The sequence below is a fragment of the Rhodococcus jostii NBRC 16295 genome, from assembly GCF_001894825.1.
Taxonomy (GTDB): Bacteria; Actinomycetota; Actinomycetes; order Mycobacteriales; family Mycobacteriaceae; genus Rhodococcus_F; species Rhodococcus_F jostii.
Window position 1 is genome coordinate 1 of record NZ_BCWY01000152.1, and the last position, 13,868, is coordinate 13,868.

The window sequence follows — 13,868 nt, forward strand, 5'->3', positions numbered from 1 at the left end:
CGAGTCCAGAGACTCTCTAACCACGCACGGGGCGCGAAGCGCCCTTGCGGCAGGCGGTCTCGTGCGGTTGGGCCCGGCGACGCACAGTGTTCACACGGAATTCACGGCACCGATTCATCGGCTCATCCATCCCCAGCTGTGGAGAAACCTGTACATGAATGCGACCAACATGATTCGGACCGAGGGTAATTCGGCGGGGTCGACCTCGGTGGGGGTGCCGGGAGACCGCTCAGCGGCTGCACGAGCCGACCCGTAGGTGAGTGAGAAAGTGTGTCAACAGGTACATTTTCACGCACCTGTGCGCGGCGCCGGGTAGAAGGGACTTCGACGTTCATGGCCACAGTGACCTATGACGGTGCCACCTGCCTGTTCCCCGGCTCGGACAAGCCGGCCGTCGACACGCTCGACCTGAAGATCGAGGACGGGGAGTTCCTGGTCCTCGTCGGACCGTCCGGTTGCGGCAAGTCGACGTCGCTGCGGATGCTGGCCGGGCTCGAGGACGTCCACCGCGGGCGGATCCTCATCGGTGACCGCGACGTCACCACGCAGGAACCCAAGGAACGCGACATCGCGATGGTGTTCCAGAACTATGCGCTGTACCCGCACATGTCGGTGGCCGAGAACATGGGGTTCGCGCTCAAGCTCGCCGGCGCCGCGAAGGACGACATCCGCACGCGCGTCGAGGAGACGGCGAAACTCCTCGACCTCGAGCCGTACCTGGACCGCAAGCCGAAGGCGCTGTCCGGCGGTCAGCGGCAGCGTGTCGCGATGGGCCGGGCCATCGTCCGGCAGCCGCAGGTGTTCCTGATGGACGAGCCGCTGTCGAACCTCGACGCCAAGCTCCGCGTGCAGACGCGCACCCAGATCGCGCAGCTGCAGCGCCGCCTCGAGACCACCATGGTGTACGTGACGCACGACCAGGTCGAGGCCATGACGATGGGCGACCGGGTGGCGGTGCTGAAGGACGGGGTGCTGCAGCAGTGCGCGTCGCCGCGCGACCTCTACAACAAGCCCGTCAACGTGTTCGTCGCCGGTTTCATGGGGTCGCCGTCGATGAACCTCTTCACGCTACCGATCACCCCCGAGGGGGTCGTGCTCGGCGACGCGACGATCCCGCTGCCCCGGCAGCTGCGCTCGGACAGCGACGAGCGTCAGGTCGTCGTCGGGATCCGCCCCGAACACCTGGAACTGTCGACGACCGGCATCCCGATGGAGGTCGCGGTGGTGGAGGAGCTCGGATCCGACGCCTACATCTACGGCCGCAGCACCGTCAACGGGGAGACCCAACAGTTGGTGGCGCGCGCCGACTGGCGGAACCCGCCCCGCAAGGGTGACCTGGTGAAACTGCACGTCGACCCGTCGCAGGTGCACCTGTTCTCGGCGTCCGAGGGGTACCGGCTGAGCTGAACCGGCGGTGACCGGAACGGTTCCTGACCGATTCAGGTCGGGGGTAATGCCGGACTTCGACGGTGTTCCATGCCACAGTATGTTCCGACACGGCACCGGTGCCGCGGATTCCGTCGTGCCGGTAACGGGTTCATCCACATCTACCTACGGGGAGACTCCATGGTTCAGATTTCGAGAGCGGTCCGGCGCGCCGCGGTGTTTGCCACCGCTGCCTCGCTGGTCACGCTCACCGCTTGCTCGAGCGACAGCGGCAGCGACTCCACGTCGGAGAACCTCGACGGTCGCGGACCCATCACGTACGTCGAGGGCAAGGACACCACCGAGACCGGTGTCGTCCGCCAGATCATCGACGCGTGGAACGCCGAGCACCCGGACGAGCAGGTGACGTTCAAGGAGCAGTCGAACGACGCCGATCAGGCGCACGACGACCTGGTCCAGCACCTGCAGGCCAAGCAGTCCGACTACGACGTCGTCGCACTCGACGTCCCCTGGACCGCGGAGTTCGCGGCCAAGGGCTGGCTGCAGCCGCTGACCGGCGAGTTCGCGGTGGACAACACCGGAATCCTCCCAGCCACGGTCGACAGCGCCACCTACAACGGCACCCAGTACGCGGCGCCGAAGAACACCAACGGTGGCCTGCTGTACTACCGCAGCGACCTGCTGCCCGCCGCCCCGAAGACGTGGGCCGAGCTGTCCGCCGCGTGTGAGGTCGCCAAGACCAACAACATCGACTGCTACGCCGGTCAGTTCGCACCGTACGAGGGCCTGACGGTGAACACCGCCGAGGTCATCAACGCGTACGGCGGCTCGTTCGTCGGTGAGGACGGCAAGACCCCGACCGTCGACAGCCCCGAGGCCCGCGCCGGCCTGCAGGTGCTGGTCGACAACTTCAAGAACGGCGACATCCCGGCCCAGGACACCACGTTCAAGGAGCCGGAGAGCCAGAAGGCGTTCGAGGACGGGAAGGCCCTGTTCCTGCGCAACTGGCCGTACGTGTACGGCACCGCCGACAAGGACGCGTCCGCGGTGAAGGGCAAGTTCGCGGTGGCCCCGCTGCCCGGCAAGGACGGCATCGGCGCGTCGACGCTCGGCGGCTACAACGCGGCCATCAGCGCGTACTCCGAGAACAAGGCGACGGCCCGCGACTTCCTCACGTTCCTGCAGGGTGAGCAGGCGCAGCGGATCATCGCGATGGGCTCCCTGCCGCCGGTTCGCGCCGCACTGTACGACGACCCGGCGATCATCGCGGAGTACCCGTTCATGCCGACGCTGAAGCTGTCGATCGAGAACGCCGTCCCGCGTCCCGTCACGCCGTTCTACCCCGCTGTGTCGAAGGCTGTGCAGGACAACGCCTACGCTGCCATCAAGGGTGAGAAGTCGGTGGATCAGGCGATCACGGACATGCAGTCCGGTATCCAGTCCGCAGGCTCGTAACAGCACAGGAGTGAACATGGCCGTTCCGACTGGGACCACCAGTGGGGCGCCGGCCCGTCCCGCGGCCGGGGATTCAGACCCCGGCCGCGGTTCTCGTGAAGAGAGCGAGAACGGGCGACGCTTTGGGCTGAGCGGTCGCCGCGCGTGGCTGTTCGTCGTGCCGACGCTGGCCGTGCTGGCCGTCGTCATCGGTTACCCGGTGGTCCGGGCGGTCGTGATGTCGTTCCAGAAGGACGCGGGCCTCGATCCGTCGACGGGCATGTTCGTCGAGGGCGGCTGGGCGGGATTCACCAACTACACGCACTGGATCCTGCAGCAGTGCACCTCTCCGAGCGGTGTGGCCGTGGCGTGCCCGCCCGGCACGCTCGGCTCGCAGTTCTGGTCAGCCGTCGGGAACACCGCGTTCTTCACCGTCGTCACGGTGGGCCTCGAGGTCGCGATCGGCCTGTGGATGGCGATCATCATGGGCAAGACGTTCAAGGGCCGGGCGCTGCTGCGCGCGGCGGTCCTGATCCCGTGGGCCATCCCGACCGCGGTCACCGCCAAGCTGTGGTACTTCATCTTCGCCTACGACGGCATCGCCAACCGCCTCCTCGGCACCGAGATCCTGTGGACGTCGGACGCGTGGCCCGCCCGGTTCGCGGTGATCATCTCCGACGTCTGGAAGACCACACCCTTCATGGCCCTGCTGATCCTCGCCGGCCTGCAGATGATCCCGCAGGACGTGTACGAGGCGGCACGGGTCGACGGCGCGTCCGCGTGGCAGCGGTTCCGGCAGATCACGCTCCCGCTGGTGAAGCCGGCGCTGATGGTCGCGATCCTGTTCCGCACGATGGACGCTCTGCGCATGTACGACCTGCCCGCCATCCTGACCGGCGGCAACCCGGCCACCACGACAGTGTCGATCCTCGTGGTCGACCAGGTGCGGCAAGGGTTCAACAGCGCGTCCGCGCTCTCCACCATCACATTCCTCCTGATCTTCGCGGTGGCGTTCGTTCTCGTGAAGTTCCTCGGCGCCAACGCCGTCGAGACTCAGGAAGCCCAGCGAAAGGGGCCGAAGCCGTGACCCACCGCGCCCCGGAGCTCGAACTCCCGAGCAGGCCCGCCGCCCGCAACCGTCCGAAGCGGTTCGCTTTCAAGAACTCCCGCATCTACATCGGTGTCGCGATCATCCTCGTCTGGGGGCTCGCACCGTTCTATTGGATGATGGTGACGGCGTTCCGCGACCCCGACTACACGTTCGACACCACGCCCTGGCCCACACACGTCACGCTGGAGAACTTCCAGAACGCGCTGTCGACGAGCAGCGGCAACAACTTCACCCGGGCCGTCGTCAACAGCATGATCATCGGCGGCGTCACCACGGCCGTCGCCCTCGCCTTCGGCATCTTCACCGCCTACGCGCTGGCCCGGATCGAGTTCCGGTTCAAGTACGTGGTGGTCGGGATCGTGCTCGGCGCGTCGATGTTCCCCGTCGTCGCCCTCGTCACTCCGCTGTTCCAGCTGTTCACGAACATCGGCTGGATCGGCACCTACCAGGCGATGATCATCCCGAACATCTCGTTCGTGCTGCCCCTCACCATCTACACGCTGACGTCGTTCTTCAAGGAACTCCCCTGGGAGCTCGAGGAGGCGGCCCGGATCGACGGTGCCAGCCGCGGTCAGGCGTTCCGGCTGGTGATGCTGCCGCTCGCGGCGCCCGCCCTGTTCACCACCGCCATCCTCGCGTTCATCGCGACCGTCAACGAGTACCTGCTCGCCAGCCAGCTCTCCAGCGACGCCACCGAACCGGTCACCGTCGCCATCGCCCGGTTCTCCGGCAACGATCCGCACGTCGTGCCGTATGCGGCGATCATGGCGGCCGGCACGATCGTCACCATTCCGCTGGTGATCATGGTGCTGCTGTTCCAGCGTCGCATCGTGTCGGGCCTGACGGCCGGCGGCGTGAAGAGCTAGCACCGTGCATCCGGTGGCGAAGCGGCAGCGACTCGAGGTTCTCATCGGGATCCTCGGGTTCTTCACGGTGATGGCGTTCATCGCCGCGGTCGTCGAGGTCGTGCGCGGCGACCCCGGCGTCACCCCCGCGTTGGTGTTGCTCGGTTGCCTGGTGCTGTCGGGGCTGGCTGTCGTCGTCCGGAACCGGATCCACTGAAACAGTACGGTCGGTACGGAAATTTGCTGAGCGGTAGCGCGGCGCGCGTCACACTCACGGTCATTCACATAACATACGTACGGGGTGGGTGCGATGATCCTCCGTGACCGGATAACTGACCGGGAGTGTGTAAGTGAGTTCTGGCAACGACGCGACGGGCGACCATGCCTCCGATCCGGAGGGCACCCCGCCCGCAGACGACGGTTCGGCTGAGACCACCACTCCACCACCGGACGGGACGAAGAAGCGCAACCGGTGGCGCACGGTCCGCCGGCTGAGCCTCGTCGTGATCGCATTACTGCTGGTCATCCCGCTCGTTGGTTTCCTGGTCAGCTACGTGCGCGCCGAGGTCCCGCGCCCGTCGGACATGAAGACCAACCAGGTGGCCACCGTGTTCGCCGCCGACGGCACCACCGAACTCACCAAGGTGATCCCGCCCGAGGGCAACCGCACCGAGATCGCACTCGACGCCATCCCACAGCACGTCCGCGACGCCGTGCTGTCGGCGGAAGACCGCAACTTCTACTCCAACCCCGGCTTCTCCGTCACCGGATTCATGCGCGCCGCCCGCGACAACGTCCTCGGCAAGGAAAGCGCCGGCGGCGGGTCGACGATCACGCAGCAGTACGTCAAGAACGTGCTGGTCGGCGCGGATCGCAACGTGTATCGCAAGATGCGCGAACTCGTGATCTCCACCAAGATGGCCCGCGAATGGTCCAAGGACGAGATCCTCGCCGCCTACCTCAACACCATCTACTTCGGTCGCGGCGCGTACGGCATCGAGGCGGCGTCGCGCGCGTACTTCGACAAGCCGGTCGGCGACCTCACCGTGGCCGAGGGCGCGGTGCTCGCCTCCGTGATCCAGAGCCCGTCCTACCTCGACCCCGAAGCGAACCTCGACCAGCTGCAGTCGCGGTGGAACTACGTGCTCGACGGCATGGTCTCGATGGGTGTGCTGACTCAGCAGGACCGCAGTGCCACGGAGTTCCCGGTCACCGCGCCGTCGAACCGGCCCACCGACGCCAACTCGGCCCCCGGCCCCGACGGACTGATCCGCAACCAGGTACTGCGCGAGTTGTCGGATGCGGGGATCTCCGAGCAGACCCTCAACACCGAGGGCCTGCAGATCACCACCACGATCGATCCGCGGGCGCAGCAGTCCGCGATCGACGCCGTCCACGACACCCTCGAAGGTGAGGACCCGGGGCTGCGTACCGCGGTCGTGTCCATCGACCCCCGCACCGGCGCGGTGCGCGCGTACTACGGCGGCGAGGACGGCGCCGGTTTCGACTACGCGCAGGCGCCACTGCAGACGGGGTCGTCGTTCAAGGTGTTCGGCCTCGCGGCTGCGCTGGAGCAGGGCATCCCCCTCTCGGCGCGCTTCAGCAGTGCCCCGCTGACCGTCGGCAACGTCCAGATCGGCAACGTCGAAGGCGAGTCCTGCGGCACGTGCACCATCGCGGAGGCGACGAAGCGGTCGCTGAACACGAGCTTCTACCGGTTGATGATGTCGTTGGACGACGGCCCGCAGGCCATCGCCGACGCCGCGCACAAGGCGGGGATCCCGGAGTTCATTCCCGGGGTGCAGGGCAAGACGCTCAGCGAGAACGGCGGCGAACCCGAGGGCGGCATCGTCCTCGGCCAGTACCTGTCGCGGCCGATCGACATGGCGTCCGCGTATGCGACGCTCGCCGCGTCGGGTATCTATCACCAGCCGTACTTCGTGCAGCGCGTCGTCACCGCCGACGGTGTCGTGCTCCTCGACCGCGCGCCCAGTCCGGGCGAGCGCCGGCTCGATGCGGCGGTGGCCGACAACATCAGTCAAGCACTGATGCCCATCGCGTCCTACTCGCGCGGGCACGCGCTGGCGGGGGGACGCCCGTCGGCGGCGAAGACCGGGACGGCGCAGCTCGGTGACACCGGTGAGAACAAGGACGCCTGGATGGTCGGGTACACGCCGTCGCTGTCGACCGCGGTGTGGATCGGGAAGGCCGACGCCACCGCCATCAACAACAGCTGGGGTGGCCTGATCTACGGTTCGGGTCTGCCGTCCGACATCTGGAAGGGCACGATGGACGGCGCCCTCGAAGACACCGACTGGGAAGACTTCCCGTGGCCCGACCCGATCGGCGGCCAGGCCGGTGTGCCCACGTGGAGCGGTCAAACCAGCGGCGACGGAACGGGAACCGGCACCACCGGGGCTGTCCCGCCGCCCGGCGCGCCGACTCCCGCACCCGTCGAGGTTCCGCCCCCGGCAGCCGTGCCGGTGCAGCCCGTCCCACCGGTTCCCGCACCCGTCCCGGCCCCCACCCAGATCGAAATCCTGCCGGGCGTCATCATCCCGCTGCCGGGTTAGCCGAGGTTCTGGAACCCGCCGCGCGGCGGAGCGCGGTGCGGCAGAACCACGACCCGCAACGCGGCGCGGAGGGATTCCTTCGTCTTGGCCCAAGCCCGCGACTCGTCCTCGCACATCTCGGCCTCCTCGGGTTCCGCTTCGCGGGCGAGTTCCGCGTTGTGACGCCATTCAATCTCCTGCTCGGAGCAGAGGCGGAGGAATTCGAGGATGGTGTCGCGGTCGCGTCCGCAGATCTCCGCGACGTCGTCGGGGTCGAGCCCGCTCTCGGAGTCGAGGTGGATCAGCGTCACGAGGGCGGCGGGAAACTCGTCCTCGCATTCGTGCTCGGCGTACGAAGACGTGGCATCGGGTGTGGAATTGAGTTTGCCACCGAGCTTTTCGGCGAACGCGTCGTCGACGGTGTCGACGAAATGCTCGAACATCCGGAACACCGACACCAGATGATCGGCGACGAACGGTGATCCGTCGACGCGCATGACGGCGACCACGTTGTCGACGACGAGCAGGAACTTGATGTCGGGCCACTGGCGATTGAGGTCGGCGAGCGCCTCCGCTGTGCGGGTGCGGTCGCTGATCGTGTGGACCACCCGGGCGAACACCTCGACGCGGGCGTCCTCCTCGATCACCCGCACGTACGTGGGGAGTTCGCCGACCCACACCAGGATGTCGCCGTCCTCATCCTTGCCCGGCGCCTGCTCGAGCATGGATTCGACCGCCGCATCGACACGGTCGCGCAACCCGGCGCCGTCGCGCAACTGCGCGGGTGCTTCGGCGCTGTCGAAGACCGGGGTCTCGCTGCGGCCACCGGTGATCGCCTTCAGGAACGACGGATGCAGGAGATCCCAGATCTCCCGGAACACGGTGACCGTCATCGACGCCACCCGCTCGGCGTCCTCCCGGTCGACGTCGAGGTAATACGACGCGGAACCGTTGCCGGAGTCGGCGTGCTCGGACAGGTCGGGGCGGTTCCAGCCGAGTTCGATCAGCCGATCGCGCTCCTCCTCGGTGAGCGCCCGCGCCGGGTGCAGGAAGCGGTTGGACGGCACCTCGCACCGCACCGTGTCGCCCGCCCAGGCGAAGAACCGCACACACGCGGCGCTCTCGACGAGACCGTCGTCGACGCTGTCGTACTGCGACTGCAGCACCAGTTCGTCGTCGTCTTCCATCGCGTGCACGTACCGGGTCAGACGGTCCTGGAGTTCGGTCCAGGCGTCGTCGATCTCTCGATCGAAAGTGTTGTCGGACATCACGCCTCCCTCGATGAATCCTGGGTGTCACCGTAGAGGGAGGGTCTGACAAGAAGTCGAACACAAAGGCGAATGCACCTTTCATCGCCGTGAAGACGTCGAAAGGTGCATTCGCCGGGAGCTGAGCGACCTATGTGCTCGAGTACTGCTGCGCGGTGAGTTACGCGTCGATGATGAACGCCTCGAGCTCGGTGCGAGCCTTGTCGTCCGCCATCTGGACCGGCGGGGACTTCATCAGGTATGCGGAGGCCGGGTAGACGGGTCCACCGATGCCGCGGTCCTTGGCGATCTTGGCTGCGCGGACGGCGTCGATGATGATGCCGGCCGAGTTCGGGGAGTCCCAGACCTCGAGCTTGTACTCCAGGTTCAGCGGAACGTCACCGAACGCGCGACCCTCGAGGCGGACGTACGCCCACTTGCGGTCGTCGAGCCAGCCGACGTGATCCGACGGGCCGATGTGCACGTTGCCCGGACCGAGGTCGCGGGTCAGGTTCGACGTCACGGCCTGCGTCTTCGAGATCTTCTTCGACTCCAGGCGATCACGCTCGAGCATGTTCTTGAAGTCCATGTTTCCGCCGACGTTGAGCTGCATGGTGCGGTCGAGCTGCACGCCGCGGTCTTCGAACAGCTTCGCCATCACGCGGTGGGTGATGGTGGCGCCGACCTGCGACTTGATGTCGTCACCGACGATCGGGACACCGGCGTCCTTGAACTTCGCGGCCCACTCGGGGTCGGAAGCGATGAACACGGGCAGAGCGTTGACGAACGCGACATCCGCGTCGATCGCGCACTGAGCGTAGAACTTGTCGGCGTCCTCGGAACCCACGGGCAGGTACGAGACCAGAACGTCGACCTTGGCGTCCTTCAGGGCCTTGACGACGTCGACGGGCTCGGCCTCGGAGATCTCGATGGTCTCGGCGTAGTACTTGCCGATGCCGTCGAGGGTGGGGCCGCGCAGCACCGGAACGTCAGCCGGCGGGACGTCGGCGATCTTGATGGTGTTGTTCTCGCTGGCGAAGATGGCCTCGGACAGGTCGAATCCGACCTTCTTGGCGTCGACGTCGAACGCGGCGACGAACTGGACGTCGCGCACGTGGTACTTGCCGAACTTGACGTGCATGAGGCCGGGAACGGTCGCCGTCTCGTCGGCGTCCTTGTAGTACTGCACGCCCTGAACCAAGGACGAGGCACAGTTCCCCACGCCCACAATGGCCACGCGCACCGCGGTGCTGTTCTCACCCATGGTCGGGTTCTCCTTTTTTCTTAGGTGTTGCTGTCGATTGCTCGGCGGCGATCAGCTCGTTGAGCCAGCGCACTTCACGCTCACTGGATTCGAGACCGAGCTGGTGGAGCTGCTTGGTGTAGCGATCCAGCGTGCCGCTCGCTTTTCCGATCGCGTCTCGAAGCGCCTCACGGCGCTCCTCGACCTGGCGTCGTCTGCCTTCGAGAATCCGCATCCGCGCCTCTGCGGGTGTGCGGCTGAAGAAGGCGAGATGGACGCCGAACCCATCGTCGGTGTAGTTCTGCGGACCCGTGTCGGCGACCAGTTCCTTGAACCGCTCCTTGCCGATCGGCGTGAGCTGGTAGACGCGGCGGGCGCGACGCTTGACGGTCCCCGGAGGGCCTGCGTCCTCGGCGATCAAACCGTCTGCCTGCATGCGTCGAAGCGTCGGGTAGAGGGAACCGTACGAAAAGGCGCGAAATGCACCCAGCAGCCCCGTCAACCGTTTGCGCAGCTCGTATCCGTGCATGGGTGACTCGTGGAGCAGCCCGAGAATTGCCAATTCGAGCACGTCCACCCCCTGAGTCGCCCGACCTAACCGTGTGATGCGATTCAAAACTATATCGCACCGATATATAGGACGATACGCCCGCTCGATACATGGGACAAGGCGTCACAGGTTGTTAACAGAGGCCGGATCCGCCGATGCGGTCGCCGAATGTCACACCGGTGCCGTCTGACCGAACGAATGTCACATCGGGCGACGGCGGTCGGCGGGTGGCTGCGTCGCCGAATGTCGCACCGGTGCCGTCTGACTGAACGAATGTCACATCGGGCGCGCGGCTGGGCGCGGGCGACCCCGCGTGTTCAGCCCTCGAACGGGTAGATGTCGAACGGTTCGCCGTCGAATCCGACGACCATGTGGCCGGTGTGCCCGGCGTCGTTCTCGACGTGGATGGAGATGGTCGGCAGTCCGTCTTCGGAGCCGGGCTCGTAGCGGAAGGACACGATTTCCACTTCGCCGTCGGGGACGTGGAGGGTTTCGGGTGCGCCGGCGAGGAGTCCGGCGAGGGCGACCTGGTCGACGGTGCCGAGGTCGAAGGACCTCTCGTCGTCGGATCGGGTGGAGGGGCTTCCCCAGTCGTCGAATTCGCCGTCGTAGAGGTAGGGGTCGGATTGCCGGGCGTTGCCGGGTGCGGGTCTGTCGAAGACGGCGTGGGCGGGGTACAGGCCGAGTTCGTCGGCGACGGTGTCGCCGAATTCGGCGCGGTATTCGTCGAGGAAGAAGTGCAGTCCGGCGCCGGTGGTGAGTGTCGGGACGGTTTTCGTCGGGCCCAGGTCGCTGTTCGCTATCGCTCCGGCGATGCCGCCGACGGCGGCCGCGGCGACGACGAGGACGGCGGCGTACACCCAGCGTCGGGGTGATCGGCGGCGCCTCGGGGACACGACGGGGCTGGCCGCGAGCCGGCTGGGGATCTGGAGGTCGCCGATCAGGCGGTCGAGTTCGTCGAACGTCTTCGCCTTCATGGCGGTGGCGGTGCGGGACGCGTGTTCCGTGTCGGACAGCTGGCCGTCGGCGAGTGCGGCGTCGAGCACGCCGCAGGCGTCGGCGCGGTCGGAGTCGCGGGCGCGGATACCCGCGGAGATGGTCCTGGGCATCTGCGTCCTAGCTGCCGAAGGGGTAGATGCTGAGTGGCTCACCGGACGGGGCGAGTTCCATGTGCCCGCTCTCGCTGAAGTCGTTGTTCACGTAGATCGACACGGTCGGGCCGTCGTCGTCGACGTCGAACGAGATGTGGCTGACTTTTCCGTCGGGGACGTTGAGACTCACCGGCGCGCCCACGGCCGTTCCGCCGATCCTGTCGAGGTTCAGCGCCGACAGGTCGAAGGTGGGTGCGTCGACCTTCCGGGTGGTCGGTGTGCCCGACAGCGTGAACCCGCCGCGGTAGTCGTAGCTCACCACCCGGTTCGGTTCGAGTGGCAGTGCGCGTTCGAGACTCGCGTGGCCGGCCTCGTAGAGGGAGAGTTCGTCGACGATCAGGTCGCCGAACTTGGCGCGGTACCTGTCGAGGAACAACCTCATGCCCTCGGGGGTGACGGGGCTCGGTGTGGGGACGACCAGCCGTTGGACCGAATCGAAGTCGACCTGTTGCGTGGCGGGGGTTGCGGTGGCCTGCGCGTCGTCGCTGTCGACGAGGGTGAAAGCACCGACGGCCGCCGCGACCGCGGCGACGGCGACCGCGACGGGGAACCAGTGCCGGGTGGAGTCGCGCGGGGGCGTCGCGTCCGGTGGTGCGTCGGCGGGTCGTTGCAGGTCGCTGACGAGAACGTCGAGGTCGGCGAGGGTCCGTGACTCCGCGGCGAGGTCGGACATCGCTCGGTGCTCGGCCTCGTTGATCTGGCCGTCGCCGAACGCGGCGTCGAGCAGTGCGGACGTGTTGGCTCGATCGACGTCACGCGCCCGCGTGTTCGGTGGGTATCGGCTGGCCACGGGAGGATCTTAGAGCGCTGAGGGTCAGCTCGCGGGCGTCACCTGCCACACGTCTCCGCCGAGTGTCGCCCGCAGGTACCCGCCGCCGGACTGTTCCTTATCGTAGACGTACACGTTGATCGAGGGTCCCTTGCCGCCGTCGGCGAGGAGAACGTGTCCGATGGTGCCGTCCGGGACCCCGACCAGCCGGGGCGCGTCACCGAGCAGGGCGACGAGTGCGGGCACGTCGACCTGGGCGAGGTCGACTTCGCCGGTGCCGGGGAGGCGCTGCGTGCGGGCGCCCGACACCTTGAATCCACCGCGGAAGTCGTACCGGTCGACCTTGTCGGGCGCGTCCGGGGCGGTCCGCGACAGGATCGCGTATTTGTCGTACAACCCCAGCTCGTGGACGGTGAGGTCGCCGAACTTCTGCCGGTACTGCTCGAAGAGGGCGTAGATCCCGTCCTGGGTGAGCGGTTGCGCCCGGCCCACGATGATCGGGTCGACGGCGGGCGCCTCGACCTGCGGCTCGGCCAACGGCTTCTCGACCTGCGCGGGGACCGGGACGGTGGCGGGGTCCGGACCGTCCTGCTCGGTGAGCGCGAGACCGACCGCGCCGACCGCGATCACCGCTCCGCAGGCGACGGCGATGCGCAGTGCCCGGCGGGGCGATCCCGGTGTGCGGACGGGTGCCTGGTCGGTGATCGACGAGGGCAGCTGCAGGTCGCTGATCAGCAGGTTCAGTTCGGTGAGGGTCTTCGCGGACATGGCCTGGGCGGTCCGGTCGTGGTACTCGGCGGCGCCGAGCTGTCCGTCGGCGTAGGCGGCGTCGAGTCGGCTGCATGCGTTGACCCGGTCGAGGTCGCGTGCGCGAGTCTGCGAGGACGGTCCTGAGGCCACACCGGCATCGTAGTGGGGTGACCGTGTTTGACCAGCGTCACTCGACCGACCCCTTCTCTCCAGACACGACGCACGTACTCTGGTCTCCGTGCGGATACAGCGGCAGGTGGTGGACTATGCGCTTCAGCGCCGGTCTCTCCTGGCCGAGGTCTACTCGGGCAGGACAGGTGTCACGGAGGTCTGTGACGCCAGCCCTTACCTGCTCCGTGCCGCAAAGTTCCACGGCAAGGGCAGTGATGTGGTGTGCCCGATCTGCCGTAAGGAGCAGCTGACTCTGGTCTCCTGGGTCTTCGGTGACAAGTTGGGCCCGGTGTCGGGTTCGGCTCGTACGGCCGAGGAGTTGGTGCGTCTCGCGTCCACTCAGGAGGAGTTCTCGGTTCACGTGGTCGAGGTGTGCCGGACATGCAGCTGGAACCATTTGGTCCAGTCCTATGTTCTCGGTACCGTGCCCGAACCGAAACGGCCCAGGCGGTCGTCGCCACGGCCGCGGCCTCCGAGCCGTCGCACCGCGAGCGAGTAGACACGCCCGAACACGGACGCGGGCAGAAGAGTGCCCACAGACGTAACGCAGGACTGAAGCCGGTCCACAACCACTGGAGATTTGTACGTGAGTTCCCCCCGCAGCAACGCCCCGGGTGATCGACCGAACGGACCGAGACGACCGAGTGGCCCCCCGCCAC

The 13,868-nt window shown here is 67.0% G+C and carries 13 protein-coding genes; 7 read left to right on the forward strand and 6 right to left on the reverse strand.

The window, feature by feature from the left end; translation table 11 throughout:
- Positions 1 to 333: 333 nt before the first annotated feature.
- The 6 genes from RJ1_RS42955 (at position 334) to RJ1_RS42980 (ending at position 7,349) form a co-directional block, all read left to right on the forward strand.
- Positions 334 to 1,407: an ABC transporter ATP-binding protein gene (locus tag RJ1_RS42955; RefSeq protein WP_073370415.1), complete on the forward strand. Its 1,074-nt coding sequence runs from the start codon at positions 334 to 336 to the stop codon at positions 1,405 to 1,407.
- Positions 1,408 to 1,566: 159 nt separating this feature from the next.
- A complete protein-coding gene (locus tag RJ1_RS42960; RefSeq protein ID WP_073370417.1) occupies positions 1,567 to 2,841 on the forward strand; it encodes an ABC transporter substrate-binding protein in 1,275 nt (424 codons plus the stop codon).
- A gap of 16 nt (positions 2,842 to 2,857) precedes the next feature.
- The gene (locus RJ1_RS42965) at positions 2,858 to 3,907 is read left to right on the forward strand and encodes a carbohydrate ABC transporter permease (protein ID WP_073370420.1); all 1,050 of its coding nucleotides are present in this window, start codon (positions 2,858 to 2,860) and stop codon (positions 3,905 to 3,907) included.
- The gene (locus RJ1_RS42970) at positions 3,904 to 4,797 is read left to right on the forward strand and encodes a carbohydrate ABC transporter permease (RefSeq protein WP_073370423.1); all 894 of its coding nucleotides are present in this window, start codon (positions 3,904 to 3,906) and stop codon (positions 4,795 to 4,797) included. The genes RJ1_RS42965 and RJ1_RS42970 overlap by 4 nt, the downstream gene beginning before the upstream one ends.
- A gap of 4 nt (positions 4,798 to 4,801) precedes the next feature.
- The gene (locus RJ1_RS42975; RefSeq protein ID WP_073370426.1) at positions 4,802 to 4,993 is read left to right on the forward strand and encodes a hypothetical protein; all 192 of its coding nucleotides are present in this window, start codon (positions 4,802 to 4,804) and stop codon (positions 4,991 to 4,993) included.
- A 133-nt stretch (positions 4,994 to 5,126) separates the two neighbouring features.
- The gene (locus RJ1_RS42980) at positions 5,127 to 7,349 is read left to right on the forward strand and encodes a transglycosylase domain-containing protein (protein WP_073370429.1); all 2,223 of its coding nucleotides are present in this window, start codon (positions 5,127 to 5,129) and stop codon (positions 7,347 to 7,349) included.
- Here RJ1_RS42980 and RJ1_RS42985 read toward each other — a convergent pair.
- The 6 genes from RJ1_RS42985 to RJ1_RS43010 form a co-directional block, all read right to left on the reverse strand.
- Complete coding sequence (locus tag RJ1_RS42985; RefSeq protein ID WP_073370431.1) at positions 7,346 to 8,596, reverse strand: T3SS (YopN, CesT) and YbjN peptide-binding chaperone 1; 1,251 nt, start codon at positions 8,594 to 8,596, stop codon at positions 7,346 to 7,348. The genes RJ1_RS42980 and RJ1_RS42985 overlap by 4 nt on opposite strands.
- A gap of 160 nt (positions 8,597 to 8,756) precedes the next feature.
- Positions 8,757 to 9,839 (reverse strand): inositol-3-phosphate synthase, encoded by a 1,083-nt coding sequence (locus RJ1_RS42990; protein ID WP_073370434.1) that lies wholly within the window; start codon positions 9,837 to 9,839, stop codon positions 8,757 to 8,759.
- Positions 9,832 to 10,389 (reverse strand): PadR family transcriptional regulator, encoded by a 558-nt coding sequence (locus RJ1_RS42995; RefSeq protein WP_005264441.1) that lies wholly within the window; start codon positions 10,387 to 10,389, stop codon positions 9,832 to 9,834. Before RJ1_RS42995 ends, RJ1_RS42990 begins: the two co-directional genes overlap by 8 nt.
- A 296-nt stretch (positions 10,390 to 10,685) precedes the next feature.
- Complete coding sequence (locus RJ1_RS43000; RefSeq protein WP_073370436.1) at positions 10,686 to 11,477, reverse strand: DUF1707 SHOCT-like domain-containing protein; 792 nt, start codon at positions 11,475 to 11,477, stop codon at positions 10,686 to 10,688.
- 7 nt (positions 11,478 to 11,484) lie between these two features.
- Positions 11,485 to 12,309 (reverse strand): DUF1707 domain-containing protein, encoded by an 825-nt coding sequence (locus RJ1_RS43005; RefSeq protein WP_073370438.1) that lies wholly within the window; start codon positions 12,307 to 12,309, stop codon positions 11,485 to 11,487.
- Positions 12,310 to 12,333: 24 nt separating this feature from the next.
- A complete protein-coding gene (locus RJ1_RS43010) occupies positions 12,334 to 13,188 on the reverse strand; it encodes a DUF1707 SHOCT-like domain-containing protein (RefSeq protein WP_073370441.1) in 855 nt (284 codons plus the stop codon).
- An 88-nt stretch (positions 13,189 to 13,276) separates the two neighbouring features.
- Between RJ1_RS43010 and RJ1_RS43015 the strand changes: the two genes are divergently transcribed.
- Complete coding sequence (locus tag RJ1_RS43015) at positions 13,277 to 13,708, forward strand: DUF5318 domain-containing protein (RefSeq protein ID WP_029539769.1); 432 nt, start codon at positions 13,277 to 13,279, stop codon at positions 13,706 to 13,708.
- Positions 13,709 to 13,868 lie beyond the last annotated feature (160 nt).

Bases quoted from the DNA above. Each gene is read 5' to 3' on its own strand.
- RJ1_RS43000 (WP_073370436.1), bottom strand. From the start codon at position 11,477: ATGCCCAGGACCATCTCCGCGGGTATCCGCGCCCGCGACTCCGACCGC.
- RJ1_RS42985 (WP_073370431.1), bottom strand. From the start codon at position 8,596: ATGTCCGACAACACTTTCGATCGAGAGATCGACGACGCCTGGACCGAA.
- RJ1_RS42955 (WP_073370415.1), top strand. From the start codon at position 334: ATGGCCACAGTGACCTATGACGGTGCCACCTGCCTGTTCCCCGGCTCG.
- RJ1_RS42965 (WP_073370420.1), top strand. From the start codon at position 2,858: ATGGCCGTTCCGACTGGGACCACCAGTGGGGCGCCGGCCCGTCCCGCG.
- RJ1_RS42990 (WP_073370434.1), bottom strand. From the start codon at position 9,839: ATGGGTGAGAACAGCACCGCGGTGCGCGTGGCCATTGTGGGCGTGGGG.
- RJ1_RS42960 (WP_073370417.1), top strand. From the start codon at position 1,567: ATGGTTCAGATTTCGAGAGCGGTCCGGCGCGCCGCGGTGTTTGCCACC.